25 protein-coding genes and 2 tRNA genes are annotated in these 25,594 nt (G+C 45.9%); 16 read left to right on the top strand and 11 right to left on the bottom strand.

Features of this window, described 5'->3' with window-relative positions:
• From M2125_RS09945 to M2125_RS09960, 4 genes are all read left to right on the top strand, one after another.
• A partial coding sequence (locus tag M2125_RS09945; RefSeq protein WP_280742910.1) for a beta strand repeat-containing protein occupies nt 1-4,001 on the top strand: 4,001 nt, incomplete at its 5' end.
• A gap of 8 nt (nt 4,002-4,009) precedes the next feature.
• Complete coding sequence (locus M2125_RS09950; RefSeq protein ID WP_280742083.1) at nt 4,010-4,828, top strand: peptidylprolyl isomerase; 819 nt, start codon at nt 4,010-4,012, stop codon at nt 4,826-4,828.
• Nucleotides 4,825-5,424: a hypothetical protein gene (locus M2125_RS09955; RefSeq protein WP_280742911.1), complete on the top strand. Its 600-nt coding sequence runs from the start codon at nt 4,825-4,827 to the stop codon at nt 5,422-5,424. Before M2125_RS09950 ends, M2125_RS09955 begins: the two co-directional genes overlap by 4 nt.
• Before the next feature lie 137 nt (nt 5,425-5,561).
• A complete protein-coding gene (locus M2125_RS09960) occupies nt 5,562-5,858 on the top strand; it encodes a hypothetical protein (protein ID WP_280742912.1) in 297 nt (98 codons plus the stop codon).
• Between the two features lie 5 nt (nt 5,859-5,863).
• Here the strand turns inward: M2125_RS09960 and M2125_RS09965 are convergent, their stop codons facing one another.
• The 4 genes from M2125_RS09965 to pgi form a co-directional block, all read right to left on the bottom strand.
• Nucleotides 5,864-7,249 carry a phosphomannomutase/phosphoglucomutase gene (locus tag M2125_RS09965; RefSeq protein WP_280742080.1) on the bottom strand — a complete coding sequence of 462 codons (1,386 nt, stop codon included), beginning with the start codon at nt 7,247-7,249 and terminating at the stop codon, nt 5,864-5,866.
• Nucleotides 7,250-7,269: 20 nt separating this feature from the next.
• Nucleotides 7,270-7,638, bottom strand: a complete 369-nt coding sequence (locus M2125_RS09970; RefSeq protein WP_342394174.1) for a type II toxin-antitoxin system PemK/MazF family toxin — start codon at nt 7,636-7,638, stop codon at nt 7,270-7,272.
• Nucleotides 7,638-7,901: an AbrB/MazE/SpoVT family DNA-binding domain-containing protein gene (locus M2125_RS09975; RefSeq protein WP_155763317.1), complete on the bottom strand. Its 264-nt coding sequence runs from the start codon at nt 7,899-7,901 to the stop codon at nt 7,638-7,640. Before M2125_RS09975 ends, M2125_RS09970 begins: the two co-directional genes overlap by 1 nt.
• A gap of 86 nt (nt 7,902-7,987) precedes the next feature.
• A complete protein-coding gene (pgi, locus tag M2125_RS09980; protein WP_280742913.1) occupies nt 7,988-9,514 on the bottom strand; it encodes a glucose-6-phosphate isomerase in 1,527 nt (508 codons plus the stop codon).
• 131 nt (nt 9,515-9,645) lie between these two features.
• Between pgi and M2125_RS09985 the strand changes: the two genes are divergently transcribed.
• Nucleotides 9,646-10,779, top strand: coding sequence for an NAD(P)/FAD-dependent oxidoreductase (locus M2125_RS09985; protein ID WP_280742914.1), 1,134 nt, complete (start codon nt 9,646-9,648; stop codon nt 10,777-10,779).
• A gap of 11 nt (nt 10,780-10,790) precedes the next feature.
• Here the strand turns inward: M2125_RS09985 and M2125_RS09990 are convergent, their stop codons facing one another.
• Both M2125_RS09990 and M2125_RS09995 read right to left on the bottom strand, forming a co-directional pair.
• On the bottom strand, nt 10,791-11,195 hold the full coding sequence (locus tag M2125_RS09990) for a type II toxin-antitoxin system VapC family toxin (protein WP_280742076.1): 405 nt from the start codon (nt 11,193-11,195) through the stop codon (nt 10,791-10,793).
• Nucleotides 11,196-11,203: 8 nt separating this feature from the next.
• A complete protein-coding gene (locus M2125_RS09995) occupies nt 11,204-11,461 on the bottom strand; it encodes a type II toxin-antitoxin system Phd/YefM family antitoxin (protein ID WP_072582527.1) in 258 nt (85 codons plus the stop codon).
• A gap of 168 nt (nt 11,462-11,629) precedes the next feature.
• On the opposite strand from M2125_RS09995, the gene M2125_RS10000 reads away from it, so the two are divergent.
• A tRNA-Ser gene (locus tag M2125_RS10000) sits at nt 11,630-11,719 on the top strand.
• A 17-nt stretch (nt 11,720-11,736) separates the two neighbouring features.
• On the opposite strand, the gene M2125_RS10005 is transcribed toward M2125_RS10000, so the two are convergent.
• The gene (locus tag M2125_RS10005; protein ID WP_280742915.1) at nt 11,737-12,291 is read right to left on the bottom strand and encodes a lipid-binding SYLF domain-containing protein; all 555 of its coding nucleotides are present in this window, start codon (nt 12,289-12,291) and stop codon (nt 11,737-11,739) included.
• An 86-nt stretch (nt 12,292-12,377) separates the two neighbouring features.
• Here M2125_RS10005 and M2125_RS10010 point away from each other — a divergent pair, with 86 nt between their 5' ends.
• Nucleotides 12,378-14,477 (top strand): alkyl/aryl-sulfatase, encoded by a 2,100-nt coding sequence (locus M2125_RS10010; RefSeq protein ID WP_280742916.1) that lies wholly within the window; start codon nt 12,378-12,380, stop codon nt 14,475-14,477.
• A 4-nt stretch (nt 14,478-14,481) separates the two neighbouring features.
• Here the strand turns inward: M2125_RS10010 and hemW are convergent, their stop codons facing one another.
• From hemW to rph, 3 genes are read right to left on the bottom strand one after another with little or no spacing between them, the layout of a single operon-like run.
• Complete coding sequence (gene hemW, locus M2125_RS10015; protein WP_280742917.1) at nt 14,482-15,696, bottom strand: radical SAM family heme chaperone HemW; 1,215 nt, start codon at nt 15,694-15,696, stop codon at nt 14,482-14,484.
• The gene (rdgB, locus tag M2125_RS10020) at nt 15,689-16,291 is read right to left on the bottom strand and encodes an RdgB/HAM1 family non-canonical purine NTP pyrophosphatase (RefSeq protein WP_076024144.1); all 603 of its coding nucleotides are present in this window, start codon (nt 16,289-16,291) and stop codon (nt 15,689-15,691) included. The genes hemW and rdgB overlap by 8 nt, the downstream gene beginning before the upstream one ends.
• Before the next feature lie 24 nt (nt 16,292-16,315).
• A complete protein-coding gene (gene rph, locus M2125_RS10025) occupies nt 16,316-17,062 on the bottom strand; it encodes a ribonuclease PH (RefSeq protein ID WP_076024143.1) in 747 nt (248 codons plus the stop codon).
• A 43-nt stretch (nt 17,063-17,105) separates the two neighbouring features.
• On the opposite strand from rph, the gene M2125_RS10030 reads away from it, so the two are divergent.
• Genes M2125_RS10030 through M2125_RS10045 form a run of 4 tightly spaced genes read left to right on the top strand, consistent with a single transcriptional unit; the run spans nt 17,106 to nt 21,348 of the window.
• Nucleotides 17,106-18,035, top strand: coding sequence for a YicC/YloC family endoribonuclease (locus M2125_RS10030; RefSeq protein WP_076024142.1), 930 nt, complete (start codon nt 17,106-17,108; stop codon nt 18,033-18,035).
• A 14-nt stretch (nt 18,036-18,049) separates the two neighbouring features.
• Nucleotides 18,050-18,688: a guanylate kinase gene (gene gmk, locus M2125_RS10035; RefSeq protein ID WP_076024141.1), complete on the top strand. Its 639-nt coding sequence runs from the start codon at nt 18,050-18,052 to the stop codon at nt 18,686-18,688.
• 44 nt (nt 18,689-18,732) lie between these two features.
• A complete protein-coding gene (gene rpoZ / locus M2125_RS10040) occupies nt 18,733-18,936 on the top strand; it encodes a DNA-directed RNA polymerase subunit omega (RefSeq protein ID WP_011902918.1) in 204 nt (67 codons plus the stop codon).
• A gap of 15 nt (nt 18,937-18,951) precedes the next feature.
• Nucleotides 18,952-21,348: a RelA/SpoT family protein gene (locus tag M2125_RS10045; protein ID WP_425334205.1), complete on the top strand. Its 2,397-nt coding sequence runs from the start codon at nt 18,952-18,954 to the stop codon at nt 21,346-21,348.
• Between the two features lie 7 nt (nt 21,349-21,355).
• Here the strand turns inward: M2125_RS10045 and greB are convergent, their stop codons facing one another.
• Nucleotides 21,356-21,856, bottom strand: coding sequence for a transcription elongation factor GreB (greB, locus tag M2125_RS10050; protein WP_076024140.1), 501 nt, complete (start codon nt 21,854-21,856; stop codon nt 21,356-21,358).
• 18 nt (nt 21,857-21,874) lie between these two features.
• Between greB and M2125_RS10055 the strand changes: the two genes are divergently transcribed.
• The 5 genes from M2125_RS10055 (at nt 21,875) to M2125_RS10075 (ending at nt 25,582) form a co-directional block, all read left to right on the top strand.
• Nucleotides 21,875-21,951: transfer RNA gene (locus M2125_RS10055), tRNA-Arg, on the top strand.
• 88 nt (nt 21,952-22,039) lie between these two features.
• Entirely contained in the window at nt 22,040-23,227 is a 1,188-nt protein-coding gene (locus M2125_RS10060) for an ABC transporter permease (protein WP_280741586.1), read from the top strand.
• Complete coding sequence (locus tag M2125_RS10065) at nt 23,227-24,000, top strand: ABC transporter ATP-binding protein (RefSeq protein ID WP_280742918.1); 774 nt, start codon at nt 23,227-23,229, stop codon at nt 23,998-24,000. Before M2125_RS10060 ends, M2125_RS10065 begins: the two co-directional genes overlap by 1 nt.
• Complete coding sequence (locus tag M2125_RS10070; protein WP_277541249.1) at nt 23,997-24,929, top strand: MlaD family protein; 933 nt, start codon at nt 23,997-23,999, stop codon at nt 24,927-24,929. The genes M2125_RS10065 and M2125_RS10070 overlap by 4 nt, the downstream gene beginning before the upstream one ends.
• Complete coding sequence (locus M2125_RS10075) at nt 24,926-25,582, top strand: PqiC family protein (RefSeq protein ID WP_143742166.1); 657 nt, start codon at nt 24,926-24,928, stop codon at nt 25,580-25,582. Before M2125_RS10070 ends, M2125_RS10075 begins: the two co-directional genes overlap by 4 nt.
• Nucleotides 25,583-25,594: the final 12 nt, after the last annotated feature.

Consider the following 25,594-nt stretch of genomic DNA (forward strand, 5'->3'; position numbering starts at 1 on the left):
ATACCATCGGGCAGGGTAGTATTGTTGCTAGCAGCAATAATTACAACGTGGTGTACACCAGCGCCAACTTCGCTATTACCGCTCGCCCCATCACCATCACCGCCGATAGCAACCAAACCAAGATCTACGGTAACCTGGATCCAACCCTGACTTACACAGTTCAGGCTAATGCCATTAATAGTGGCTTAGTGGGCAGTGACACCTTTGCCGGCACCTTATCTAGAACCGCCGGTGAAAACGTCGGTAACTACGCAATTAACCAAGGTAACTTGGCCAATAGCAACTACAACATTACCTTTGTGCCAAGCAACTTCGCTATTACCGCTCGCCCCATCACCTTAACTGCTAGCGCTGCCACTAAGGTCTATGGTGAAGTAGACCCAAGCTTAGCCGTCACCATTGCTGCTGGCTCTTTAGCAAGCGCTGCGGTAACTGACTCCTTAGCAAACGTAACAGGCACCCTGAGTCGTTCAGTAGGTGAGAACGTTGGTAACTACAACATCTTGCTCGGCACTGGCTCCAGCGCTTCGAACTACGCCATTACTTATAACAGCGCCAATCAGGCGATGGCGATTACCCCAGCCTCACTAACCATTACCGGTACCCAAGTCTATAACGGCACTGTCTCGATTGCCGGCTCGTCTTTAAGTGCCATCGGCGTCAATGGCCAAACCTTCACCCTTGGTGGTGTTGCTGACCTTGCTAGCAAGAATGTTCAAACCAATCAGCAACTGCTTGATGTGAATGGCTTAACGTTAATTCCAAACGGTTTAGCTTTGGCATCAAATTACAACCCAATTAGTGTTACCAGTACCAGTGTCTCAGTAACGCCCCTGGCTGTGACATTAACGGCGCCATCCATTTCTAAAGTCTATGATGGTGGTTATACCTATAACATGACTGCGGCTAATTTGGCTGCGATGTCAACCCAGCTAGTTGGTGGTGATACTGTTTCAGCTGCCTCAGTTGTCTTTACCGGGAACAACCCCAATGTTGGTGCTAATAAGTCGGTTAGTTTAAATAGCGCAACGATTAGCGATGGTAATAGCGGCGCTAACTACAGCGTTAGTTTGGCTAATTCTAATAATAGTCAAATTACGCCGGCATCATTGTCAGTTACGGCTAATAATGCAGCCAAGTTTGTTACTCAAGCAGATACAGCGCTTTATAACGGCGTTGTGTATTCTGGTTTTGTTAATGGCGAGACCGCTTCATCAGCTCTTAGTGGCACCCTTGGTATTAGTAGAGCTAATGCATCTGTCAATACAGCCGGAGCTTATAGCGGGGTATTAGTCCCTTCAGGATTAAGCGCCAACAATGGTAACTACAACATTACTTATGTACCTGGCAACTTTACTATTGTTGCGGCAAATCAATTATTCGTTCAGATCACGCCAGTGACTGCCAGCTATGGATCAACTCCAACATACGCTACTACAGCTCAGTATTTAACTTGCTCTATATCTAGCTGTCCATCTACTGGTTCAGTTAATACCATTCACACTCTGAGTCCAGTGATTTCCGGAACAAGCTTCACTGTCAATGACGGCGCAGGCGGTTTAGCAGCCTTTATCATTACACCCGCTGCTACAACGGTCAGTGGATCTGGCAATATCAATGTTGGTGGATATCAACTTTTGGCCACCAATGTCAATATAGTTAGCAATGACTTTAGTAATAATATTGTGTTGACCGGCGCATTGACTGTTACGCCACTCATGTTGTCAGCCAGTCAGCTTGGTATCTCGGGTATCAGCAAAGTGTATAACGGCACTTCAGCCATTTCAGGATTGACTTTGGCAACCACGCAAGCTAGCTCATCGATTCTGAGTGGCGATCGGGTTTCGATTGCGGGTACTGGTACCTATGCGGATGCTAATGTGGGCACCAATAAAGCGGTCACAATCGCCGTTGGTTTGAGTGGCGCAGATGCTAATAACTACGTTTTATCTGATAACCAGTTGATCGCGAACATCGGTGCGATTACTCAATTGGCTTCTGTTACCTATACTGGTTCTTCCGGCGGCAACTGGTCCAATGCTAGCAACTGGGCAGGCGGGGCCATTCCCACTCTAAGTAACGTTGCTAATGTGATCATTCCGACTGGCATTAGCGTGAACTATGATAGCGCTGCTTTGGTTGGGTTGATCCCAACTAGTACGATCACTAATAATGGTGTGATTGCCTTTGCCGGTTCAAATAACTTTACGTTTAGCAATGCGGTTTCGGGATCTGGTTCGCTAAATCAGTCTGGTGCTGGTGTATTGACCGTGGCCGGTAACAATACGTTTAGCGGCGGCACGAATATTAATTCTTCTAGCTTGGTGATTGCTAGTGTGAATGCCTTAGGTACTGGCGCGGTGACATCCAATGGTGGTACTTTAAGTCTCGCTACTGGCGTGACCATTCCCGTGTTAACAGTGAATGGGGTGATCATCTTGGGTAGCGATATTAATACTGTTGGCAATCAAACTTATAACGGTTCAGTTATATTGGGAAGTGGTAATACAGTAGGCGGCATCATTTCACCAATGTTGCTCAATTCTAGCGCTGGAAATATCGCCTTCAATGGCACCTTATTGGCTGGCGCATCTTCTTACGCTAATCAGCAATCTCTATCTATTGCCGCTCCAAATGGTGAGGTGACTTTTGGTGATACCGTGGGCGCTAGCATCATTAATAGTGGCGGACAATATATTGGCTATAGCAGCGCCTATTTCAATAGTCCCAATATCTACAACTTGAATGTGGCTGCCAATACCATCTTGATCAAAGGTAATATCACCACTTTTGGTACCCAAGACTACACCGGCCATGTCTTGATTGGCGATAACGGCAGCAATGGCATGACCCGCATCTTGTTATCCGAGGACCCAAGCGTTATTTTCCATGGCGCTATTGATGACACGGTAGTCAATACCCACAATCTTATAGTTGAGGCAATCGCTACAGCATCATCTCAATTGCCGGTGATTGCTTTCGATGCTCCTGTTGGGGTGTCTGAGGCCTTAGCTAGCTTGACCGTAAAAACTGGTTTGCAAAATACTGGTGCTGGAGCCGTGATTGCCGATACCTCAATTGATCCGGCTAATTTTTCTGGAAATATCACCATCGCGTCTAGCGTTAGTACGGGTGGTAATCAAAGCTATACAGCTAATACTATTGGGCTCGGCAATAATTTAGCGAATGATACCCAGATCTTATCAACCAATGGTGGAGTGATTACTTTCAATCTTGGTGCCCCAGCTAATGGAGGCAGTATCGCTCCGTATAACGCGACCAACTATGCCCTTAACCTTGTATTAAATGGCGGCTCTGTAGTTGGCTTGGCTAATTCAGGTATTAATTACCAGATGATTGTTCCTCCGCAGATAATTACCCAGCAGGCAATCCCTCAGGCTGTTAGGTATTCAGCGCCACCACCGCTTCAAGCAATTGCGGCTAATAATGCCAATGTCAGTGCTGGCGAATTAATATCCTATTCCTCCAATATTGGAGGTGCTGGCGGTTCTGTTAGTGTTTCAGCGCCTGTAGTTGAGTCAATCAACCCAACTGCAAGCCAGGGTATCGGAAGCGGTATTTTTTCTTCCATTACTTCTAGTTTAGGCAGTGCCTCTAGTGCGGTTACCTCGACTAATGCCGGCAGCTCAACTTATGCCCAAATTCAAATGGGTAACGGAAGCGTTCAAACTATTCAAAGCAGCCCGGTTCAGGGATCTGGATTTGCATTTACTATTCCACAAAGTGTTCTCAATAGCATCGCAACTCCGGCTGAAGCTGCAAGCTCAATTGCAAATAGCTCATCAGACATATCGATTGCGGTAACACTTGCTGATGGTTCACCACTACCCACTTGGCTGAAGTTTGACGCTAATACTATAACTTTCTCCTCAGAAAAGGTTCCTGAGAATGTTTCTTCAGTGAGGGTGAAGTTGCGGGTGAGTGAAGGGGTGGGTAGAGTTGGCGAGAGTGAAATGACAATTATTCTGGCCAATAAATAAGAGGCCCCATGTATTTATTTCTAAAATTAGCTTTTCTATCCTCCTTAACCGTTTTCTCTGTTTGTTGTTTTGCACAAGAGCCTAAGGAGCATTTTGAATTCATTGCCACTGTCAATGGCGTCCCAATTACCAAAGGGCTTGAAGAGCTCAATATTAAGCAGTCTGTTGCTCAGGGCCAGAAAGATACGCCTCAATTAAGACAGGCAATTAAGCAAGAACTCATTAATCGTCAATTGATTTCTCAAGAAGTAGTGAAGCAAGGTCTGGATAAAGAAATTGATATGCAAGACCAGCTGACTCAGTTAAGGCAAAGTCTTTATCTTCAAGTTTTTATCGACAACTACCTCAAAACTAATCCCATTACTAATGAGAAGCTAAAAGAAGAATACGAGAGACAAAAGCAGTACATTGGCAACGGCACTGACTCTGCTATTCAATACAAGATTAGCCAAATTGTTCTTAAAACAGAATCTGAGGCAATTGCAGTAATAGGACGCTTGGATAATGGCGATGCCTTTGCTAAGGTTGCTAAAGAGGTTTCGCAAGATGCCGCGACTAGAGGACAGGGCGGTGATATTGGTTGGGTTTCACCAGGGCAGCTACCGACCCCAATAGGAGATGTAGTCGGAACCTTATCTAAAGGCAGCTTTAGTAAAATCCCCATTAAGCTTTCTGGTGTCTGGGTCATCGTTCGTGTGGATGACACTCGATCTTCAAAGATTCCGAGTTTTGACGCCTCTAAAAATCAACTTCGCCAAGCCATTATTCAGCAATATTTAGCAGAGACCATTAAGCGTCTACGAGAATCTGCTAAGGTGGTGCAATGAAACGGCTCTTCTTTGCCACCCTAATGCTGATATCAAGCCTTGCTTTTGCAGGTGAGAAGGTGGCCTATCAAAACTGGACAGTAGAATCTACCCCTCAATCCCATGAGGCGTACACCATTGCAGATGCTCAGACCTCGTTTGGCACCTTTTGCTCTGGCGATCAATGTTTGTTTTACCTTCACCAAAACCTCAATTGCAGTCCCGGCTCTAAATACTCTGTTTTGATGAATAGCCCCAGCCTGTCTACTGCATTAACTATGGAGTGCACCTTAATTGGGGGTAATTTATTTCAGATACTGACGCCATTTGAGGCGGTATTAAAGGCTAGTCAAGCGGGGGATAGCATTGGATTTGCGGTAGCTCTTCAATCAGGAGCGTTTGCAGTATCCCGTTTTAGCTTAAATGGCGCTAAACAAGCCATTGATCGGGTTTTGACGGAAGCTGCTCAAAGTAAGTCCAGAGCAACAAGACAGGCACCACCCACCGTCGTTATTCCGATGATTCCGATCGCTCCCATCAATCCTCCAGTACAGATCATTCCAAGGCAGGCCCCTAATCAGGTTCCTCAATCGAACTCTAAAGATATTTCCATCTAATTGATCTATGACTATCAAGCAATTTAACGGTTCTTACCTAGCAAATGAAGACCGTGTTCTGTTTCATTTTAATACTCAAGATCAAGCGGAGTATCGTTTTTGATTTACACGTTAAGTACATAATAGTGAGGTTGTATATGGCCGAAGATCAAAGTAACACCCCAAATATTGCGACTCAACCCGAGCAAATTCAGGGACGCAGTATATTTATCGTAGAAACCATTGCTAGTGGCATTCAGGTTAAGACGGGTTTTCTTGCTGAAGACGGTAGGGTATTGGAGTTACCAGGTATATTCCCAACTCAAGAATATGCTTTATCGCAAATAAATGAATTGCGCAAAATTGTGATTCAGCACTTTGCACAAGCCCAGCAAGCAGGTACATTACAAGGGGTTAGCCTTGAAGGCCCATCCCCTGATGATACGATTCAATAGGCTTCTTAAAACGGGAGCTTCGCATCTGGCTTAGCAGCTAAAAGTGCTTCCTTAAATTCTGCCTGAATACGTTTAATCGCTTCCTCACTGTCTGCTTCAAAACGCATTACTACTACTGGGGTTGTATTGGATGGCCGAGCAAGACCAAAACCATCGGCATACTCTACGCGCACACCATCAATTGTATTGATAGACTCTGAGCTTGGAAACTTGGCATTGGCTTTGATGACATCCAGCAATGAAAATGGCTCGCCTTCGGCACAAGCTAACTGGAGTTCTGGGGTGCAGATGGCATTTGGTAATTCATTTAAGGTCTGACTTGGATCTTTCTCTTTAGACAGAATCTCCAATAAACGTGCACCAGTGTAGAGGCCATCATCAAAGCCAAACCAACGGTCTTTGAAGAAAATATGTCCGCTCATTTCACCAGCAAGAGGTGCGCCTGTTTCTTTGAGTTTGGCTTTCACTAATGAGTGACCTGTTTTCCACATTAATGGTTCGCCACCATGTTTTTTCACATAGGTAGCCAGATTGCGAGTGCACTTCACGTCGTAAATGATCTGACCACCCGGATTACGGGTAAGAACATCTTTAGCAAATAACATCATCTGACGGTCGGGGAATATGACTTGACCATCTTTAGTTACAACACCGAGTCGGTCGGCATCACCATCAAAGGCTAGACCTAATTCATTATCGGTAGTCTGCAGATTTTTGATGAGATCTTGTAGGTTCTCAATATGGGCTGGGTCAGGGTGGTGGTTAGGGAATTTTCCATCGACTTCACAGAACAATTCTTGCACTTCACAGCCAAGGGCTCTGAAGAGTTTGCCTGCAAAAGCACCGCCAACGCCATTGCCACAATCGACTGCAATTTTCATGGGTCGAGCAAGCTTCACATCGCCAATGATATATGCCAAATACATCGGGAAAATATCGAAAGTGCTACGTGAACCTTGGCCAGTGAGAAATTGCTTAGCTTCAATACGTTTACGTAGCGCCTGAATCTGATCGCCGTAAATAGCGGCGCCACCCAATACCATTTTGAAGCCGTTGTAATTCGGTGGGTTATGGCTACCGGTAATCATGATGCCTGATTTAGGCTTTTTGCCATCGAGCACTTGGTTAGCAGCAAAGTAGACCATCGGGGTTGCGACCATACCGAGGTCAATCACATTAATGCCAGTAGAAAGCAAGCCCTCAGTTAAGGCTTCAATTAACGCTGGGCCTGATAAACGGCCATCACGACCGATCACGATTTCTGTTTCACCAATCTCACGCATCTCTGTGCCAAAAGCTTGACCAATAAGTTTGGCAATAGATGGATCTAATGTCTGATCAATAATGCCGCGGATGTCATAAGCCTTGAAGATCGATGGGGATAGTTGCACTGTGTATCCTAGAGTTGGTATTAGTGAGTAAGGTTAAGTATGGAGTTCAATCCATCGCATGCCTCTTGAAATAGGGCTGGAGGAAGGGTTTTCCAAGGGTGGGGTCTTGCGTTACGTAAGCGCCAGTCAAATGATTTTGGTTGATGTGTCAATATATAAGCAGGCTCACCTTTTGCAGCTAAAAATTTAATTGCAAAAGGATTTGATTCATTAAAACTTGCATGGGTCATAGGTAAGCCAATGACAATACCGGTTTTTTCATTAAATGGTTTAGGGGAAATAACCAGCATTGGATGCTCGTCTTTCATTTCTTTTCCTGACTGTGGATTAAAGTTAATCCAAATCATATCTCTACGATCCGGAACCCATAGCTTCAATTTTTCTGGCATCAAAGAACTTCTTTACCGATAGGTTGTGGATTCATGATTTCACCACCATGTATTGAAGGGTCATAAATCTTTAGTTTTTGGTTAAGACTCAATTTAGGTTTACCAACAACTCTAAGAAGAATCCCTTCCTTTACGACCTCGACTGAAATTGGTACACCTTGTGATAAGTGGGCTGCTTTAGCAACTGGTGAAGTAATTCTTACTCCAAGACCATTGCCCCATTCCTGGATCGTTTGCTCTACCTTCAATGCTGGAGCCATCATTTACTCCTTATTCATAGTTGTTTAAACAAGTTTAAACAAAAAGGCAATCATTGTCAATGATGCATTAAATCTATTCGGAAATGGAATTAAGAGTTTAAAAAATTAATCCGTGAAGCAGTAATGGCATCAATACCGACATTTGTTTCAATATTATCAGAGCCAGTAGCAAGAGCTTTTTCGATTGGTTTGGCTAGTACCTTGCCAAATTCAACACCGGGCTGATCAAAGCTATTGATGTTCCAGAGTGCGCCTAAAGTTGCAGCACGATTCTCATATAGTGCTAGTAATGCACCAAGATAGAAGGCATTTAGCTCAGGTAGTAGTAGTAGGCTACTTGGACGATTGCCGGGGTAGATATCGTTTGGGTTATTTGCATTCTTGCCATAGGCTAAAGCTTGGGCTTGAGCCAAGCAATTAGAAAGTAGGATACGGTGATGTGCAATCGCTTCAGGGCGATCGCTCATCGGCTTACGCACTGCAATGAAATCAATCGGAATGATTTCAGGGCCTTGGTGGAAAAGCTGGAAGTAGGAATGCTGCGCATTACTGCCAGCACTACCAAACACTACTGGTGAAGAATGCTTTACTGGCTTACCATCGCGGCCAATACTTTTTCCATTGCTTTCCATATCTAATTGCTGCAACCACTTTGGAAACCAATCCAAAGCATCTGCATACGGAATAGCCGCATAGGCCTTAATGCCACATTTTTCTTGTTGGTATAGAAGCGCGAGCGCCATGATGACAGGCAGATTATTTTCTAGTGATGCATTTTTAAAATGCAAATCCATTGCGTGCGCACCCGCTAGGAATTCTTCAAAAGTCTTAAATCCATACTGAAGAGCAATTGGTAGACCGACTGCCGACCATACGGAGTAACGACCACCGACCCAATCCCAGAAAGGGAAAATATGGTCTTCTTCAATCCCAAATTCTTTTGCAGCAGGGATGTTTGCAGTAACAGCAAACAAGGAGTGATTGATTTGACTCTTGGTCAGTCCATTGGCTTTGAGCCAAGCCACTACAGCCTTGGCATTCATCGTGGTTTCTAAAGTTGTAAAGGACTTTGAAACAATAATCACGCGCGTGCTATTAGGTTGAGCACGATCCAGAATGCGAGCTAATTCAGCGGTATCGATATTGGCCAAGAAATGCATGCGCATACCTCGACTCTCAATACCAGGTACATGAGCCAATGCTTCAATGGCTAAGCGTGGACCAAAGTCTGATCCTCCGATGCCAATATGAATCACATCAGTAATGCCAACCCACTTATTGCAAAGTGCTTCAATCCGTCGCCATACATTTGCAACGGCTGGCATGACATCTTGGCCGTGGAGCATGACTGGAGTTTTGGATAGGTTGCGTAAAGCAGAATGTAGGGCGGGGCGATCTTCGCTCTGATTGATATGTTTGCCGGCAAACATATCGGCAATAAATTCAGGTACGCCTGCTGAGCGGGCGTTTGCAAATAGCTTCTTCCAGGATTTCTGGTCAATACCTTGGTATGCAGTATCCAGAACTACATCTACAGCAACGTGGGAGCCATTGGGCAGCGTGCCAAGGTCATTTGTGCTGATTGCTTTGGATTGAGAATCGGTAGTGAAAGACATTTCTAGATTTTATCAATAAGGGGCCTAAAAACCCTTAAAACACTGAAAATGTTAGGATTTCGGTATATTAAGAGTCATAAGAAAGGCCTATTACTGATAGATGGGCTAAGAATAGGATCTGAGGCAGAAAGATGGAGTGCGTAGATTGTGTCGTAATCGGTGCTGGGGTGATCGGTTTAGCTGTTGCCAGAGAAATGGCACTCCAAGGCCGTGAAACTATCCTGCTGGAGCGAGAAAATGCCTTTGGCATCATCAGCAGCGCCCGCAATAGCGAGGTCATTCATGCGGGTATTTATTACCCCAAGGGTTCTTTAAAAGCGAAGCTTTGTGTCGAAGGAAATCACCTTCTCTATGAATACTGCCGCAGCCATCAAGTGGCTACTCAACCCTACGGCAAGCTCATCTTAGCTAGCGATGCATCACAACTAGATGACTTACAAGCGATTTTGTATAAAGCGCAAAACAATGGTGTTCCAGACATCAAAATCATCTCGGGCGAACAAGCTAAAGCTTTAGAGCCACAGTTGCAGTGCGTAGCAGCCATTCTCTCCTCGTCCACTGGCATCGTAGACAGTCATGGATATATGCTTTCCCTACTAGGTAGCTTTGAAGATGCTGGCGGTATGGTGGCCTATCAATCTCCTCTGATTAGTGCTGAGCCAATTGGGGCGAATGCAGAAAATGGTTTTGAGCTCGAGATTGGTGGACCTGACGGTATGCAATTGCAAACCAAGTTGTTAATTAACTGTGCTGGTATGGGTGCACCAGCAGTTGCTCAAAAAATTACCGAATTAGCTAAAGATCAAATACCTAAAGCGTACTTCGCTAAAGGTAACTATTTCTCTTTATCCGGTAAATCTCCATTTACCCATCTCATTTATCCCATTCCAGAGCCTGGCGGGCTCGGCGTCCATCTCACTTTAGATATGGGTGGTCAAGCCAAGTTCGGTCCAGATATAGAGTGGCTTGATATTGAGTCCGAGGAGCAAATTGATTACACGGTTGACCCAAAAAGGGGGGATGGCTTTTATGAAGCCGTGCGGCGTTATTGGCCTGCCCTCAAAGACGGTGCTCTCCAGCCTGATTACTCTGGGGTTAGGGCAAAAATAATCCCACCCAACACCCCCGCAGGAGACTTTTGCTTTAATGGCCCAGCAGATCATGGCTTGCAGGGCTTATTCAATTTATACGGCTTTGAGTCCCCCGGGTTGACCTCCAGCCTTGCTATTGCCAAGCATTTAGAGGTCTTAATTAAGAGGTCTTAACCCGCTTGGGCTCAAAATTCGAATGGGTTCAGTAAATTAATCTTAAAGCGCTTGAAGTCTTTTATATTTCTACTGACCACGATGAGTTTCTGATCAATGGCTGTCGCTGCAATCATGGCATCCTCCCAAACGGTATTGCTTTCTTTATGCATGAGCTTTGCCCACAACCTAAAGGTTGACCCTGTCATCGGTAAGACATGATGTGCATTTGAAACTTGTTGCAACCAACTTTCTAAAGACTCTGCTTTATTTTTATCTTGCTCGCGAGTCAACTCAATGCCCGCTTGAATTTCACCGATCGAGACTGCGGATATATAAAGGTCATTATCTGAAATATTGTCATACCACTCTAATACTGCTCCATGCGGTTTTGGTTTACGTAGTTCTGAAATAATATTGGTGTCTAGTAAGTACATGAGTTGTCTTACAGTTTGATGGATTTGCGAAATGCACCTTGGCCACGCTTTGGCAGTACTAGGTCACCCTTAGCTTGCTCTGAAAGCAAAAGCGATTTAAGAGAAGGTTTAGCTAACTTTTTCAATGTATTCCACTCCTGGATGGTGATTAATACGGCTGCTTCATGCCCCCGCTTAGTAACCACTTGAGGGCCTTCTTCAAGGCAGGCGTTTAGTAACTCGCTAAATTTTGCTTTGGCATCTTGAACTGCCCAGTGCTTATTCATCACCCTTGCTCCTGACTAGTTATCTGACTAGTTTATCAGAGAAAAGGCTATATCGGTTGGTGCACATAGAGTATTTAAGCCAATGGAAGCAATCTTTAGAAGGGTGCTTATTGCATTTTTACGTAGGGGTTCACCGAATTCCTTATAATCTAGGACTCAATTCGCAAAGGAAGAGTGGCAGAGCGGTTGAATGCACCAGTCTTGAAAACTGGCGAGGATGAAAGTCCTCCGTGAGTTCGAATCTCACCTCTTCCGCCAATCGAATCGCAGTTGGCCTATTTGCTAATCTGCGTGATCTTGTTTCCCTGAATCCCTATTCCCGCCATCAACCCTTGTTGGTTGAAAATAAAAGCATAAATATCTTTTTGGTAGTTCATTGAAGTCAGGCTTGTACCTGCGCCTTGGTCTAACACCACTACGCTTGGGCCAGTTCCAACTTCAAAGCCTTGGGTTGAGTAGAGCGCTTCCAGTGCACTTTCTTTCATGAAAAACATGGCGTAACCATATTGCTGTGCTCCAGCCTGAAAGCCAAACGATCCACCGGCATTGTTAAAGTAAGCACTTGGCCTACCCTCCTTAAAAAGCACTCCCTCTCCATATTGGCCTGCGACCATAAAGCCGGCCTTAGTAATGCTAGGGAAAACCAGTACAGCGACTGCCTTTTTGCTTAACTCTCTTGCTTGCTCATTAGTGTCCAATAGCTTCTTCAAAACCTGCTGCGCATTTTGGTTTAACTCCGTTTTGCTATCAGCACGGCAGATAGTGGAGAAAAGGAGTGTTGACAGAACAACTAAGAAGAGGGGGGCTAACTTTTTGGAAAATAATGACATAGTGAATTAATCAGTGGTTAAATAATCGTTATTAATACTAATACAGTTTCGGCCTAATTGAAGTTTTTCTGTTTTATCGGAATCCTATGCACACCAAACTACCCCTTGTTGCACTCACTTTAATTTTTATCCTTGCAAACTCTGCAATCGCTGCAGGTGGCGGTGGGGTAGTTGCGGATCCTGGTGCAATGGAAGGAAAACATTTTGACCCAAAAGGAAACTCTCCTTCGCAATTCACCATTGAACTGCAAAACGGCTTACGCAAAACTCTGCCATTTGAGGATAAGCGTGATTTTGAGGAAGCTCAGCGAGGCTTTATAGCCGCTCCAGCCTATAAACAAATCATGGCTGATGCCGGTAATGTAGCTTGGGATATGGGTAGCTATGAATTTTTATTACAAGGCAAGGACTTTGATAGCATCAACCCTTCATTGCAACGCCAGGCTATTCTGAATATGGCCTATGGTTTATATGAAGTTGTGCCAGGGGAAATCTATCAAGTACGTGGTTTTGATTTGGCCAATATTAGTTTTATTAAAACCAATACCGGTTGGATCGTATTTGATCCCTTAACCTCAAAAGAAACGGCACGTGCCGCCCTTGAACTCGTCAATGAAAAATTAGGCAAGCGTCCTGTTGTGGCGGTAGTGTATTCACATTCGCACGGTGATCACTTTGGTGGTGTACGTGGTGTAGTGGACGAAGCCGATGTGAAGAGTGGTAAGGTAAAAATTATTGCTCCCGCTGGCTTTATGGAGCATGCCATCGCAGAAAATGTTTACGCTGGTAATGCCATGACGCGACGGATGTATTTTCAGTATGGGGTATTGCTACCGCGCAGTCCATTCGGACATGTTGATCAATCCATTGGTAAAAATACCGCGGCTGGTAATTTGGGTTTGATTGAACCCAATGTCTATATCACTGAACCATTTGAAAAAATGACAGTCGATGGCGTTGAAATGGAGTTTCAAAATACCCCTGGTACAGAAGCGCCTGCTGAGATGAATACCTATTTTCCTCAATACAAGGCTTTTTGGGCAGCTGAAAATATTACCGGCACCATTCACAACATCTACACCTTGCGGGGCGCATTAGTGCGCGATCCTTTGGCTTGGTCTAAGAATATTAATAATGCTTTGTATCGTTATGGTAATAATGCGCAGGTGATGTTTGCATCTCATTCATGGCCACGTTGGGGCAATGAGCGCATTCAGGAGGTGATGCGAACCCAGCGTGATGCCTATGCACACTTAAATAACGAAGTACTGCATTTGGCTAATAATGGCGTAACCATTAACGAGATTCAAAACGTATATCAGTTGCCCGATAGTTTAAAGAAGCAGTGGGCAGCCCATAGCTACCACGGGTCTGAAGAGCACAATAGTCGTGCGGTGATCAATCGCTACTTAGGCTATTGGGATGCAAATCCCGCTACCTTGATACCTTTGTCCCCTAAAGATTCTGCGCCTTTATATGTTGAGATGATGGGAGGCTCGTCCAAGATTCTTGCTAAAGGTAGGCAACTTTATAAGCAAGGAAAATATCGCGAAGCAATGGAAATCGTGAATAAGCTGGTCTACGCCCAACCTGACAATACGGCTGCCAAGGATTTGCTTGCCGATATTTTTGAGCAAATAGGCTATCAAAAAGAAAGCCCTAGTGTGCGCAATAGTTTTTTAGGGGCAGCTTACGAATTGCGCCATGGTATGCCTACGGGGGCTTCACCAAAGTCTAATGGCCCCGACATAATTCGGGCGATGACCACTGAGCTTTGGTTGAACTCCTTGGCAATCAGCATGGATAGTAAGAAAGCTGCTGGTATGCATTTTGTAATCAACTTATCAACACCCGATAACGGTGAAAAGTTTGTTGTTGAGATGAGTAATTCTGCTTTAACCAATATCAAGGGTCAGCAAGCTGCTAATCCCACCCTTGCAATCACCATCAATCGTAGTGATTTAGAGCAAGTGATGGGTGGTCAAACTACTTTTGACCAGCTATTAGCTCAAGGCAAGGCTCAGTTTGATGGCGATCGCAAGGCCTTTGACCAACTCAAAAGCACCTTAACGGTATTTAAGCCTGACTTTGAATTAATGCCAGGTACCAAGCCAAAGGTAGACGTGCCAATGAAGCCCCGCGATCAATTTGAGGTGCAGGATTTAGCCGTGACTGGTGGCGAGTAAAGCGCTAGTTTAAAAAAAGTTCTTGCAGATTATTGAGGTAGCGCAGACCCAGTTCGCTCGCTTTCAAGCTTGCCGGATTGGGATCGAGTAAGCCTTTATTGCTGGCCATATCGAGATTTTTTGAAATAGTGCTTAAGGCTAGGCCGGTACGCTCTGAAAAGGTGTTGGTGGCCACCCCGTTGGTTAGGCGCAAGGTATTGAGCATGAACTCAAAAGGCAAATCACTTGTAGGAATCTCTTTAGACTCAATGAGTGCATTGCCTTTGGTCTCGATTGCTTGCATATACGCGTCAGGATGGCGTTCTCGAATCTGACGTGTAATTTTGTCTGGGAAAGAAATCTTCCCATGGGCCCCGGCACCAATGCCAATGTAATCGCCAAAACGCCAGTAGTTCAGGTTATGTTTACATTCCTGATCTTTTTTGGCATACGCTGAAACCTCATACCGTTTGTAGCCGGCTTCGCTAAGGAGTTTGAGGTTCTGCTCAAAGATGGCGTCGATCGTATCCTCATCGGGGAGCTTTGGTGGAAAACTGGCAAAGTAGGTATTGGGCTCTAAAGTCAGGTTGTAAAACGAGAGATGGGGTGTTTTAAACGACAGCGCTGTTTGAACATCCGTTCTAGCATCTTCAAGGCTTTGATTGGGCAAGCCATACATCAAATCAAGGTTCACGGATTTGAAATGCTTTAGGGCAATTTCCACAGCCTGCTTGGCTTCCTCGCCATTGTGAATTCTTCCTAAAATTTTCAGTTTTTCATTATCAAAACTTTGAATGCCTAAGGAAACACGATTAATTCCGGATGTTGCAAAGGCGGCAAATTTATCGGCCTCTACTGATCCCGGATTGGCTTCCATCGTGATTTCAGCATCAGGCTCTAGGTTCACGCGCGCCCGCACTGCGCAAAGCAATTGATCCATACCTTCGGGCGATAGAAGGCTGGGCGTACCACCTCCAATAAAGATGCTATGGACTTGTCGACCCCACACACGAGGTAGCTCTGTTTCTAAATCTGTGATGAGTGCATTAATGTAGCGCTGCTCATCAAAACCATTCGTACCAATAGTTGAGCCATCAAGCAACTTCGGTTTAATCTGATGGGAGTTGAAGTCACAATAGGGGCATTTCTTTTCGCACCAGGGAAAATGGATATACAAAGACAGCGGAGGCAAGGCGGTTAACTGCGGCTTACTGGCAAGTGCGGTAATTGGATTAGACACTTTGATTCGCTTGGCTTTGAAGTTGTGCAATCAGCTCGCGCAAGGCTTGACCTCGGTGACTCACTTGATTTTTATGGGAGGAGTCTAATTGAGCTGCTGTTTGATTTAATTCGGGTAAGTAAAAGTAGGGGTCATAACCAAAACCATTGCTACCCTGGGCTTCTTTCAGTATTTGACCATACCAGCGTGTTTGCACAATGATAGGCTCTGGATCATTTGGGCTTTTGACAAATGCCAAGGCACACACGTAATGTGCCGAACGATTTGGATTTTCACCAAGCTCTAAAATTAGTTTTTGATTATTGGCCGCATCATTACTATGTTCACCAGCATAGCGAGCTGAGTACACTCCAGGCGCACCCGCCAAGGCATCAACACAAATCCCTGAGTCATCCGCTAAAGCTGGTAAGCCAGTGGCCTCGCTAGCATGTCTTGCTTTAGCAAGGGCATTTTCAATAAAGGTATGGTGCGGCTCTTCAGCCGCTGGAATACCAAGCTCACCTTGAGAGATGACCTCAAAATGTAAAGGTGCCAGTAAGGCCTTAAATTCTCGGACCTTACCGACATTATTGGAGGCAAGAACTAGTTTTTGCATCTGCTTAAATGATGGATTGATTGATCAGTGCAGCGTACTGAGCTTGAGTGCATCTATTTGGAGGGCGGTGAGCTCTTGAATACCTTGTTCGGCTAAGTTCAATAAGGAGTTCAGCTCCTCGCGCGAGAAAGCCGCACCTTCGGCGGTGCCTTGTAGTTCGATCATGCCGCCTTTCCCAGTCATCACCACATTCATGTCCGTATCGCATGAAGAGTCTTCGGGGTAATCCAAGTCAAGTACTGGAACTCCTTCATAGATGCCCACTGAAATCGCTGCCACGCTATCTATGATGGGATCTTTGTTTAAGGCGCCACTTTTTAGTAGGCCGTTCACTGCATCGCGCGCTGCAATATAGGCACCAGTAATAGCAGCCGTACGCGTTCCACCATCTGCTTGCAATACATCGCAATCTAAATGAATCGTGCGCTCACCTAATGCGGCTAAGTTAAAGACGCTGCGCAACGCACGCCCAATTAAGCGTTGAATTTCTTGGGTACGTCCTGTTTGTTTGCCACGCGCTGCTTCACGATCGCTGCGGGTATGGGTAGAGCGGGGCAGCATGCCATATTCGGCGGTTACCCAGCCCTCACCAGAGCCTTTTTTATGGGGCGGTACTTTTTCTAAAACACTAGCTGTGCAGAGCACCTTGGTATCCCCGAAAGAGATTAGCACTGAGCCTTCTGCATGCTTGGTAAAGGAGCGGGTAATGCTGACGGGGCGTAATTGATTCGGGCTGCGGCCGCTAGGGCGATTTACGGAGGGGGTGCTCATTGGGTTTATTCCTAAGGGTTGAGTATCAATCTACAATATCCATATGATATCGAGCATGACTGGTTATGGCAGCGCTTCTCGCCAAGTCTCCCTAGGAGGCGGGGTGGTTGCAGATCTGCAGGTGGAGTGTCGGGCGGTCAATAGCCGCTTTTTGGACTTGGGCTTTCGCTTGCCAGATGAGTGCCGCGGTGCTGAGCCAGCCTTGCGCGAGATGGCGAGCCAAAGTCTCTCGCGCGGAAAAGTGGAGTTTCGGGCCGCCTGGCGTGTCAATGCCAACGCTGCTGGCGCTGCCAAAGCCAATCCCCATGCGCTTGGCGCTCTTAATGCAGATCGCCTGGATGCTTTGTATACGCTTCAAGAAAAAGCCCAAGCAGCCTTTCCTAAGGCCGATCCTTTGCGAATTGCAGATATTTTGCGCTGGCCCGGCATTGTTTCTGAACCACGCGGTGAAGAAGAGGGTTGGATTACAGCGACAGTGGAGGCAGGGCGGGCAGCTTTGGCGGCCTTAATGGATAGTCGCCAAGCCGAAGGTAAGGCCTTAGTAGGCGTGTTGACAGCCATTACAAGCAAAATGCGCGACATCGTGGGCGTAATCGAACCCAAGGTTCCAGGTTATGTATCCCAATATCAAGAAAAGCTGACAGAGCGCCTTTCTGAAGCGTTGGCCAGTCAAGAGCAGTCAAGGGGTGGTGCCGAGCTGATGGAGCGTATTCGTCAAGAGGTAGTGCTCTACGCAGTGCGCATCGATATTGCCGAAGAATTTGCACGTCTCAAAACACATCTGCAAGCAGTCGATAAGGCCCTGGCTGGCAATGGCCCTGTCGGTAAGCGCCTGGATTTCTTGATGCAAGAGCTCGGTCGTGAAGCGAACACCTTGGGCTCTAAATCGGTTTCCGAAGAATGCACTCAGGCCGCTTTGGAATTGAAGTTGCTCATTGAGCAACTGCGTGAACAAGTGCAAAATTTAGAGTAATCAGTCACATCTAGATGAATACACCGACTCTCTCCTCTCCATATCAAGGCAGCATGTTCATGATTGTGGCGCCATCTGGTGCTGGTAAGTCATCCTTGGTTAACGCTCTATTACAAGGTGATAAGGGTTTGCGCCTTTCTTTATCAACCACCACCCGTGCGCCCAGACCCGGTGAAGTTGATGGTAAAGATTATCGCTTTACCAGTCCTGAGGAGTTTATTGCTGAACGTGATCAGGGGTTTTTTCTGGAATGGGCGCAAGTGCATGGTCATTTTTATGGAACTTCGCGTGCTTGGATAGAGGCGCAAATGAAGGTTGGGTGCGATGTCATGCTTGAGATCGATTGGCAGGGTGCGCAGCAGATTCGTAAGCTCATTCCTGAAGTGCAGTGGATCTTTATCTTTCCACCTTCAATTGAAGCGCTTGAAGAGCGTTTGCGTAAGCGTGGTCAGGATAGTGAAGAGACAATCGTGCGCCGTTTAGCCGCAGCCCACGACGAATTGGCTCATGCCCATGAAGCTGATTTTATTGTGATCAATGATGATTTTGACCAAGCTCTTGCCGACCTAAGGCATGTTGTAGCAGCAAGTCGCCTGCGTTCAGGCCCCATCATGGCGCGCAATCCAGCGCTTTTAAGGCGTCTTGGGGTCTAATCAGTTATCCTAGAGGTATTAAACCTAAATGAAGTGAGTTCAGCATGGCCCGTATTACTGTAGAAGATTGCCTTAAAACCATCCCAAATCGTTTTGAACTAGTGTTGGCCGCGACTTATCGCGCACGTCAATTGGTTCAAGGTCACTCCCCACGTGTTGAGTCCAGAGATAAAGCAACGGTAGTTGCTTTGCGCGAAGTTGCAGCTGGCGTAACCGACCGTGATATGTTGACCAAGGTACCTCTTTAATTTAGGAGTTCCGGTGTGGAGCTCCCCTTAAGCGCTTCAAGTTCGTCGGATGCTTCAGGAGAGGTCTCGTCTAAAGCGGCCTCTAGTATTAAAAAACCAGCTTCACAAAATGATTTGCTTCATGAGTCGGCATCTGATGCATCGACGAAGCAATCCATCATTGCGACCCTATTGGCGCAATCGAGCCGTCATTTATTTGGCCCAACCTCAGCACCCAGTCTTCCCTTAAAGCATCAGGTCGTATCCATTGAGGCATTAATTTCTAAGCTGAGTTATCTCAAGCCAGAAGAAATTGCCCAAATTAAGAAGGCCTTTCAATTCTCTGATGAGGCGCACTTAGGTCAGTATCGCCATAGTGGCGAGCCCTACATTACTCATCCTGTTGCAGTTGCTGAGTTGTGCGCAACCTGGCGCCTCGATGCACCATCCATCATGGCCGCTTTATTGCATGATGTGATTGAAGACACCGGCTGCACTAAAGCAGATTTAGTTAGTAAATTTGGCCCTAAGGTAGCTGAACTTGTTGAGGGCCTCACTAAGCTTGATAAGCTCGAGTTTCAAAGCCATGCAGAAGCGCAGGCCGAGAGCTTTCGTAAAATGTTTATGGCGATGGCGCGGGATGTGCGCGTTATTTTGGTGAAGCTAGCAGATCGCACGCACAATATGCGGACCTTGGACGCGGTGCCAATGGAAAAGCGTCGTCGAGTCGCTGCTGAGACCATTGAAATTTATGCGCCCATTGCCCATCGCTTGGGCCTGAATATTATTTATCGAGATCTTCAAGACCTCAGTTTCCGCTACTCCATGCCAATGCGATTTAGGGTCATTGAGACTGCGGTGAAGCGTGCACGTGGCAACCGGAAAGAAATGGTTGAGAAGATTTTGCAGTCGACTCGCATGGCTTTTGCAAAAAGCAATCTAGAGGTTGATCTGCAAGGCCGTGAAAAGACCCTTTTTAGTATTTATACAAAGATGCGCTCCAAGCACTTGAGTTTTTCTCAGGTGCTCGATGTTTATGCTTTCCGGGTCACGGTCCATTCGATTGATGATTGCTATCGCGCATTGGGGATCTTGCACTCCTTATTCAAGCCGATGCCAGGAAAGTTTAAAGATTACATTGCTATTCCTAAGCTCAATGGTTATCAATCCCTGCACACGACGCTACTCGGTCCTTCAGGCGTGCCGGTTGAGTTCCAGATTCGTACGAGTGATATGCATGCGGTTGCTGAGGCTGGAGTAGCGGCTCATTGGGCTTATAAGGACGGGACCCCAGATATGAGTGAGGTGCAAAGCCGTGCCCATCAGTGGCTGCAATCATTAATTGATATTCAGGATAGCAGTGGTGATTCTCAAGAATTCTTAGAGCACGTCAAGATTGATCTGTTTCCAGATGCTGTTTACGTTTTTACTCCTAAAGGGCAAATTCGTGCACTTCCAAGAGGTGCAACTGCACTTGATTTTGCTTACTCTATTCATAGTGACCTCGGTAACACCTGTGTTGCGGTGAAGATCAATGGCTTGCAGTTGCCATTGCGTAGCGAGTTAAAAAATGGCGACATCATTGAGGTGGTTACTTCAGTAAATTCGCAACCAAATCCAGGTTGGCTAGCCTTTGTACGAACCGGTAAAGCCCGTGCATCGATTCGTCATTCCTTAAAAACAAAGCACTATGCAGAGTCCTTACAGCTAGGTGAGCGGCTCTTGGCTAGCGCTTTGCGTCAGCAAGGAGTAGATGCCGGCCTGATGACCCCTATGATTTGGGAGAAGCTGCTGCATTGGACTGGTGATAAAACCCGTGAAGAGGCATGCGTCAATATTGCCCTGGGTCGTCGCTCCGCTCAAGAACTAGCGATTCGTTTAAAAATCTTGTTAGACGAGGAGGGCGGGTCCGAACAGATGCGCTTAGGCGCTGCTGACTGGGTCTCTCCTTCACAAGAAAATAGTCATTCCTTACAGCGTCAAGCCATTTTGGTTGATGGGCGCGAGGGCGGGTCGATTAGTTTTCAAACTTGCTGTCACCCCATACCGGGCGATAACATCATTGGCTATCTGGGCAAGGGTGAAGGTCTTCAGGTGCATACGAATGACTGTCCCGTGGCCCTGAGAATGCTTTCAAAAGATGGCGATAAATGGGTTGAGGTTGAGTGGGCCAAAGAGGTCAATCGAGAGTTTGAGGTGGATTTAGCCATCGATACACGCCAAGGCAAGGGCGTGCTGGCGCGTGTTGCTAGCAGTGTTACAGGAGCAGATTCCAATATCTTGAATGTTTCGATGGATGATCGCTATAAGGAAGACTCTGTCACCATTCGCTTTACAATTCAGGTGGCCGATCGTCTCCACTTATCTAAGGTAATGCGTAGCTTGCGTGCTAACCCCGATGTAATGAGGGTGACTAGGACGCGATCGCTTTAACGGACTCTCAGTAGTATTGAACTTCTAGGATTTCAATTTCAGTTGGCCCGGTAGGCGTCTGGATGCGTACACAATCACCCAAACGGGCCTTTATTAAGGCTTTAGCAATGGGCGAGACCCAACTCACGTGACCTTTCTCTAAATCAACCTCATCCACGCCCACAATGGTGATGGTGGTCTCTTGGCCCGCATTCACCCCTTCTAGGTTGCTGTAAGTCACTGTAGCCCCAAAAAAGATCTGCTCAGCGTCAGCTTCACCTGTTTTTCGGGCTAAATTATCGACAACAACTGCACATTCAAGCCGTTTATTGAGGAAGCGTATGCGACGATCGATCTCTCTTAAACGCTTTTTTCCGTAAATATAGTCCCCATTTTCTGAGCGATCGCCATTGGATGCGGCCCAGTGAACTACCCTTACAACCTCCGGTCTATCAAGGTTTAGCAGCTGTAGGAGCTCGCTTTTAATCCGCTCATGTCCAGCAGGTGTGATGTAGTTTTTCTCTTCCATGGCATAATTATGGCTGTTGCGGCTGTAGCTCAGCTGGATAGAGTACTTGGCTACGAACCAAGGGGTCGTGGGTTCAATTCCTGCCAGCCGCACCAAAACTTTTGAGGGCCTAGTTGAAAGACTAGGCCCTTTCCCTTTTTTGGGTTTCACATTCTGTTCTTGTGGATCCCGTATAGTTTGCATATGAGCATTTCTGACGCCTCCCCATCCGTTACCAGGCCAATTAATCTGGCGCCTGTAGCAAGCTGGACGCAAGTCAACAACATGACCGCAAAAGTAGTAATGAGCGGTCATGTCAATGTCTACACTTTGGAGGGTGTTTGGACGCAGATACGGCAAGAGCAAGATGCTTGGCTTGCTACCGGGGTGAGTAGTCAGAATCATTCGCTGACATTAGATGCTAGCCAAGTCACTTCTTTGGATGGCTCGGGCTTTGCTTTTTTAATTGACCTTGAACAAGCTCAACTCAAAGCCGGCGCTCATTTCGCGATCGATGGCTTAGATACCCGCTATCAACCGCTTTTGCGTGAATTTGAGCCAATCGCTAATTTATTCCCAGTGCCAGTAATCAAGCCCAAGCGTAGCTTTGTTGTCAGTACTGGTATGGCTACAGATAACTTTTTAAAAGATGGCGCGGGACTGATTACTTTTACCGGCCACCTTGCATCAGACTTATTTTGGTCAATCCGCAATATCAGGCAAGTGCGATGGAGTGATTTTGTCAATGCCGCTGTAGAAGCCGGTATTAATGCCTTGCCTATCGTTGGATTGGTTGCCTTTTTAATTGGTGTGATTTTGTCTTTCCAGGCTGCCATTGGTATGAAGCAATTTGGTGCTGTTTCCTTTGTGGGGCCATTAGCTGCGCTTGGGATCGTACGTGAAATGGGGCCCTTAATCACGGCAATCCTATTGGCCGGCCGCTCATCTGCAGCCTTTGCTGCTGAAATCGGCACGATGACGGTCAATAGTGAAGTAGATGCCTTGATTACTGGCGGTTTAAGCCCCATGCGTTTTTTAGTCGTACCACGCGTTTTGGCTGGTGTACTGGTTGCGCCAATATTGACACTGTATGCCGACATAGTGAGTATTGGCGCTTCGATGGTAACGATGCTTGCCTACGGCATTCCCTTTTCAAACTTTTACAACGGCATGCTCAATGCGGTCGATTTAGAAGATATTGGCTCTGGCTTAATTAAGGCAACATTATTTGGTATTGTGGTTTCTGCGGTTGGATGTTTGCGCGGAATGCAGACTGGTGATGGTGCAGCAGCGGTGGGCATATCGGCAACGCGTGCAGTGGTAAGCAGTATCGTTTTAATTGTGCTGGTTGACGGCATCTTCGCCTATATCTCTTATAAGACAGGTTTCTAATGAGTGATATCAAGAATAATATTGCGATAGACGTTCAGAATCTGAGCATTGGTTATGAATCCAGAGTGCTACTGCAGAATCTGAATTTCTCAGTAAACAGTGGAGAAATTTTCGTCATTCTGGGTGGTTCTGGTTGCGGCAAATCCAGTTTGCTAAAAAATCTCTTTGGTCTATATCAACCACTAGCGGGTGATGTTTTTATTGAAGGTCAAAATATTACTAAAGCCATTGGGGTTGATCGGCAAAAAATCATGACCAGTTTTGGCGTCATGTACCAAGAAGGCGCCTTATTTGGGTCGATGAATTTGCTGGACAATGTCACTCTCTTTATGGAGGAATACACTAAGCTGACAAAGCAGCAAATGCAATTATTGGCACGCTGCAAATTAGATTTGGTCGGTCTTCTTCCTTACGAAAGTTATATGCCCAGTGAAATCAGTGGCGGCATGCAAAAACGCGCAGCAATTGCAAGGGCAATGGCGCTTGATCCCAAAATCTTATTTTTAGATGAGCCATCTGCCGGCTTGGACCCGATTACTTCGGCTGATTTGGATAGCACTATTTTGGATTTATCCAGAAATTTAGGATTTACCTTTGTGATTGTTTCTCATGAACTCGCAAGTATCTATGCCATAGCGGACAAAGTCATTATGCTGGATAAAGATACCAAGGGCATTATTGCAGAAGGTGATCCTAAGGTATTGCGCGATACCAGTACCAATCCTCAGGTACATCAATTCTTTAATCGCATTATGAGTAAGGAAGCAGCATGAGCAATAACTCCAACCCAAATTATTTCCGACTTGGCCTGTTTGTCCTTGCTGCCATAGGGGTTCTCATAGCCGTGATATTAATTTTTGGTTCCGGCCAATTATTTAAGCGATCATTTACGATAGAAACCTATATTAAGCAATCGGTTACTGGTTTAGATACCGGTGCAGCAGTGCGCTTTCGTGGCGTAGCCATCGGGCAGGTTACCTCTATTGGGCTTTCAGGCGATATTTATGAAAAAGATCTTCCCATAGAAAATCGACGTGAATATGTCGTTGTCAGAATGCAAATATTTGGCGATAAGATTGAAGACTCTGCGCTGGAAACTTTCATCAAGGATAATTTACGTGCTCGGGTCAAATCCATGGGCATTACCGGGGTCAACTACATAGAATTCGATTTTGTAAACAGCGCCTCATTAGTTCCTCCCTTGGCTTATTCATGGAAACCCACTTATCCAGTCATTCCATCCTTGCCAAATCAAACTGATGAAATTATTTCAGGAATACAAAAACTCATTAGCTCTTTAAATGAGATGAATATTGATCAAACTGAAAAGAAGTTTGATGCATTGCTTGGTAATCTCAATGTCTTATTGGCGGGTGATGCCAAAAATAACTCAGGTGTGATTACTGCGGTGAGGGATCTGAATGTATTGCTTGATCGCATTGCTAAGGTTACAGATAAAGGTGAATTAGACGTATTGATGCGTGAGCTAGTTGGTACCATGGTGACATTACGTCAAACATTGGCCAGCGTTCAGGGTGATACTTCTGTAACCATGGAGAACCTGAGGCAAACCAGTGAACAGCTCAATGAATTTAGCCGCATTGCGAGCCAATCCCCATCCTCACTGATTTGGAGCTCACCTCCGCCACGCATTATGCTTCCAATGAATGGCACCGAAGATGCATCAGGAGCTCAAAAATGAGAATCAATTCAAAAATAACCTCTTTTATATTTAGATTGCTTATTTGCGGACTGGCTATAGTTGGTCTAAGTGCTTGCTCATTACCTACTCAGCCAGCTATTCAGGCCACTAGTTGGATGGTGGCCCCTGAGCGGTCAGGTGCCCCCAGAGTCCCACGTACAGACTATTGGCTCAAGATTGGGACTGTTTCAGTGGCGCAACCTTTTGCAGGCCGTTCTTTGGTTTACCGCTTGGGAGATCAGCGTTACGAAAAAGATTTTTATAACATCTATTCTGTAATGCCTTCAGAGATGATTTCATCTTCTGAGCGTCAATGGATTAATAAGGCGGATATCTTCGCTATGGCTGTTGGAGAAAGCAATACTTTTTTTCCTTATTACACCTTACAGGCTAGCGTAGATGAGTTTTATGGTGACTATCGCACCAAACCCGAAGCAGTGGTGACGGTCGAATTTTTCCTGTCTGCTAGCAATGGTGGCAAAACCAATCCCATTATTGGAAATAATCGCTATAGCAAGCGTGTTGGACTAAAAGACAATACTCCGGCTGCTTTGGTTGCCGGCCAGCAGCAAGCGTTGGCAGAGATTTTTAAAGAATATGAAGCTGACCTATATAAATACGCCGGCAATCTTCCAAAGCCATTTGGACAGTAAGTTGGCCTATTT

The organism is Polynucleobacter sphagniphilus (assembly GCF_029892205.1).
GTDB classification, from domain to species: domain Bacteria; phylum Pseudomonadota; class Gammaproteobacteria; order Burkholderiales; family Burkholderiaceae; genus Polynucleobacter; species Polynucleobacter sphagniphilus.

Bases quoted from the DNA above. Each gene is read 5' to 3' on its own strand.
- M2125_RS09950 (WP_280742083.1), top strand. From the start codon at position 4,010: ATGTATTTATTTCTAAAATTAGCTTTTCTATCCTCCTTAACCGTTTTC.
- M2125_RS09955 (WP_280742911.1), top strand. From the start codon at position 4,825: ATGAAACGGCTCTTCTTTGCCACCCTAATGCTGATATCAAGCCTTGCT.
- M2125_RS09960 (WP_280742912.1), top strand. From the start codon at position 5,562: ATGGCCGAAGATCAAAGTAACACCCCAAATATTGCGACTCAACCCGAG.
- M2125_RS09970 (WP_342394174.1), bottom strand. From the start codon at position 7,638: ATGCCAGAAAAATTGAAGCTATGGGTTCCGGATCGTAGAGATATGATT.
- M2125_RS09975 (WP_155763317.1), bottom strand. From the start codon at position 7,901: ATGATGGCTCCAGCATTGAAGGTAGAGCAAACGATCCAGGAATGGGGC.
- pgi (WP_280742913.1), bottom strand. From the start codon at position 9,514: ATGTCTTTCACTACCGATTCTCAATCCAAAGCAATCAGCACAAATGAC.
- M2125_RS09985 (WP_280742914.1), top strand. From the start codon at position 9,646: ATGGAGTGCGTAGATTGTGTCGTAATCGGTGCTGGGGTGATCGGTTTA.
- M2125_RS09990 (WP_280742076.1), bottom strand. From the start codon at position 11,195: ATGTACTTACTAGACACCAATATTATTTCAGAACTACGTAAACCAAAA.
- M2125_RS09995 (WP_072582527.1), bottom strand. From the start codon at position 11,461: ATGAATAAGCACTGGGCAGTTCAAGATGCCAAAGCAAAATTTAGCGAG.
- M2125_RS10005 (WP_280742915.1), bottom strand. From the start codon at position 12,291: ATGTCATTATTTTCCAAAAAGTTAGCCCCCCTCTTCTTAGTTGTTCTG.
- M2125_RS10010 (WP_280742916.1), top strand. From the start codon at position 12,378: ATGCACACCAAACTACCCCTTGTTGCACTCACTTTAATTTTTATCCTT.
- rdgB (WP_076024144.1), bottom strand. From the start codon at position 16,291: ATGCAAAAACTAGTTCTTGCCTCCAATAATGTCGGTAAGGTCCGAGAA.
- rph (WP_076024143.1), bottom strand. From the start codon at position 17,062: ATGAGCACCCCCTCCGTAAATCGCCCTAGCGGCCGCAGCCCGAATCAA.
- M2125_RS10030 (WP_076024142.1), top strand. From the start codon at position 17,106: ATGATATCGAGCATGACTGGTTATGGCAGCGCTTCTCGCCAAGTCTCC.
- gmk (WP_076024141.1), top strand. From the start codon at position 18,050: ATGAATACACCGACTCTCTCCTCTCCATATCAAGGCAGCATGTTCATG.
- rpoZ (WP_011902918.1), top strand. From the start codon at position 18,733: ATGGCCCGTATTACTGTAGAAGATTGCCTTAAAACCATCCCAAATCGT.
- greB (WP_076024140.1), bottom strand. From the start codon at position 21,856: ATGGAAGAGAAAAACTACATCACACCTGCTGGACATGAGCGGATTAAA.
- M2125_RS10060 (WP_280741586.1), top strand. From the start codon at position 22,040: ATGAGCATTTCTGACGCCTCCCCATCCGTTACCAGGCCAATTAATCTG.
- M2125_RS10065 (WP_280742918.1), top strand. From the start codon at position 23,227: ATGAGTGATATCAAGAATAATATTGCGATAGACGTTCAGAATCTGAGC.
- M2125_RS10070 (WP_277541249.1), top strand. From the start codon at position 23,997: ATGAGCAATAACTCCAACCCAAATTATTTCCGACTTGGCCTGTTTGTC.
- M2125_RS10075 (WP_143742166.1), top strand. From the start codon at position 24,926: ATGAGAATCAATTCAAAAATAACCTCTTTTATATTTAGATTGCTTATT.